Genomic DNA, 2,500 nt, shown 5'->3' with positions numbered 1-2,500 from the left:
TCCTCGAAAGCTATTTAGGTAGCGCCTCGCGTCTCACCCTCGGGGGTAGAGCACTGTTTGGGCTAGGGGGTCATCCCGACTTACCAACCCCATGCAAACTCCGAATACCGAGGAGTGCAATCGCGGGAGACACACGGCGGGTGCTAACGTCCGTCGTGGAAAGGGAAACAACCCAGACCGCCAGCTAAGGTCCCAAATACCAGTTAAGTGGGAAACGATGTGGGAAGGCTCAGACAGCTAGGAGGTTGGCTTAGAAGCAGCCATCCTTTAAAGAAAGCGTAATAGCTCACTAGTCGAGTCGGCCTGCGCGGAAGATATACCGGGGCTCAAACTGGTAACCGAAGCTGCGGATGCTAATTTATTAGCATGGTAGAGGAGCGTTGTGTAAGCCGTTGAAGGTGGATCGGGAGGTCTGCTGGAGGTATCACAAGTGCGAATGCTGACATGAGTAACGATAAGGGAGGTGAAAAACCTCCCCGCCGGAAGACCAAGGTTTCCTGTCCAACGCTAATCGGGACAGGGTTAGTCGGCCCCTAAGGCGAGGGCGAAAGCCGTAGTCGATGGAAAACAGGTTAATATTCCTGTACTCGCTATTGCTGCGACGGAGTGACGGAGAAGGCTAGGCCAGCATGGCGATTGGTTGTCCATGTTTAAGGTTGTAGGCTTATGACTTAGGTAAATCCGGGTCATACTCTTTAATGAGAAGGCTGAGAATTGATGACGAAGCTCACTTCGGTGAGTGAAGTGGTTGATGCCATGCTTCCAGGAAAAACTTCTAAGCTTCAGGCAATAGTGAACCGTACTCTAAACCGACACAGGTGGTCAGGTAGAGAATACCAAGGCGCTTGAGAGAACTCTGGTGAAGGAACTAGGCAAAATGGTACCGTAACTTCGGGAGAAGGTACGCCGGCTTTGGTGATGGGACTTGCTCCCTAAGCTGAGGCCGGTCGAAGTGACCAGGTGGCTGCGACTGTTTATTAAAAACATAGCACTGTGCAAACTCGTAAGAGGACGTATACGGTGTGACGCCTGCCCGGTGCCGGAAGGTTAATTGATGGGGTTAGCTTCGGCGAAGCTCTTGATCGAAGCCCCGGTAAACGGCGGCCGTAACTATAACGGTCCTAAGGTAGCGAAATTCCTTGTCGGGTAAGTTCCGACCTGCACGAATGGCGTAACGATGGCCACGCTGTCTCCACCAGAGACTCAGTGAAATTGAAATCGCTGTTAAGATGCAGTGTACCCGCGGCTAGACGGAAAGACCCCGTGAACCTTTACTACAGCTTTGCACTGAACTTTGAGCCTATTTGTGTAGGATAGGTGGGAGGCTTTGAAGCAATAACGCTAGTTATTGTGGAGCCGCCCTTGAAATACCACCCTGGTATGTTTGAGGTTCTAACTCTGGTCCGTCATCCGGATCGAGGACAGTGTATGGTGGGTAGTTTGACTGGGGCGGTCTCCTCCCAAAGAGTAACGGAGGAGTACGAAGGTGCACTCAGCATGGTCGGAAATCATGCAATGAGCATAATGGTATAAGTGCGCTTGACTGCGAGACAGACATGTCGAGCAGGTACGAAAGTAGGTCATAGTGATCCGGTGGTTCTGTATGGAAGGGCCATCGCTCAACGGATAAAAGGTACTCCGGGGATAACAGGCTGATACCGCCCAAGAGTTCACATCGACGGCGGTGTTTGGCACCTCGATGTCGGCTCATCACATCCTGGGGCTGAAGCCGGTCCCAAGGGTATGGCTGTTCGCCATTTAAAGTGGTACGCGAGCTGGGTTTAGAACGTCGTGAGACAGTTCGGTCCCTATCTGCCGTGGGCGTTGGAGATTTGAGAAGAGTTGCTCCTAGTACGAGAGGACCGGAGTGAACGAACCTCTGGTGTTCCGGTTGTCACGCCAGTGGCATTGCCGGGTAGCTATGTTCGGACGGGATAACCGCTGAAAGCATCTAAGCGGGAAGCCTCCTTCAAGATAAGATCTCCCTGACTCCTTGAGAGTCCTGAAGGGCCGTGGAAGACTACCACGTTGATAGGCTGGGTGTGGAAGCGTTGTGAGGCGTTGAGCTAACCAGTACTAATTGCCCGTGCGGCTTGACCATACAACAGAGATGGTTACTAACGACTAGCGCAAGCTAGCGGATTGTGGAAAGAAAGACACACAATTGATCGACTTGCGGTGTATTACTACAGATTGTTTTACCGATTTATTTGGGGTTATCGCCGGTCAACAACATGACCGTGGCAAACAGCGATAACGCGGCAGGCAGAGCTTCGGCTCTTAAGACCAACGCTAACCCAAGCCAGTTTGCCTGACGACCATAGAGTTGTGGAACCACCTGATCCCTTGCCGAACTCAGAAGTGAAACGCAACATCGCCGATGGTAGTGTGGGGTTTCCCCATGTGAGAGTAGGTCATCGTCAGGCTTCTAATTAGAAAGGGCCACCCAATCGGGTGGCCCTTTTTTTATGCCTGAAATAAATGTCGATGCGAAAAGAAA

2 rRNA genes (1 of these 2 cut by a window edge) are annotated in these 2,500 nt (G+C 51.8%); both read left to right on the top strand.

The features are described from left to right. Positions 1-2,101: ribosomal RNA gene (locus tag MO867_RS20105) — 23S ribosomal RNA — on the top strand; it begins 799 nt to the left of the window's first position. A 209-nt stretch (positions 2,102-2,310) separates the two neighbouring features. Further along, positions 2,311-2,426 (top strand): 5S ribosomal RNA (gene rrf / locus MO867_RS20100). Positions 2,427-2,500 lie beyond the last annotated feature (74 nt).

The organism is Microbulbifer okhotskensis (genome assembly GCF_023895975.1).
Classification (GTDB): Bacteria; Pseudomonadota; Gammaproteobacteria; order Pseudomonadales; family Cellvibrionaceae; genus Microbulbifer; species Microbulbifer okhotskensis.
This window is presented reverse-complemented; position numbering and strand designations above follow the sequence as displayed.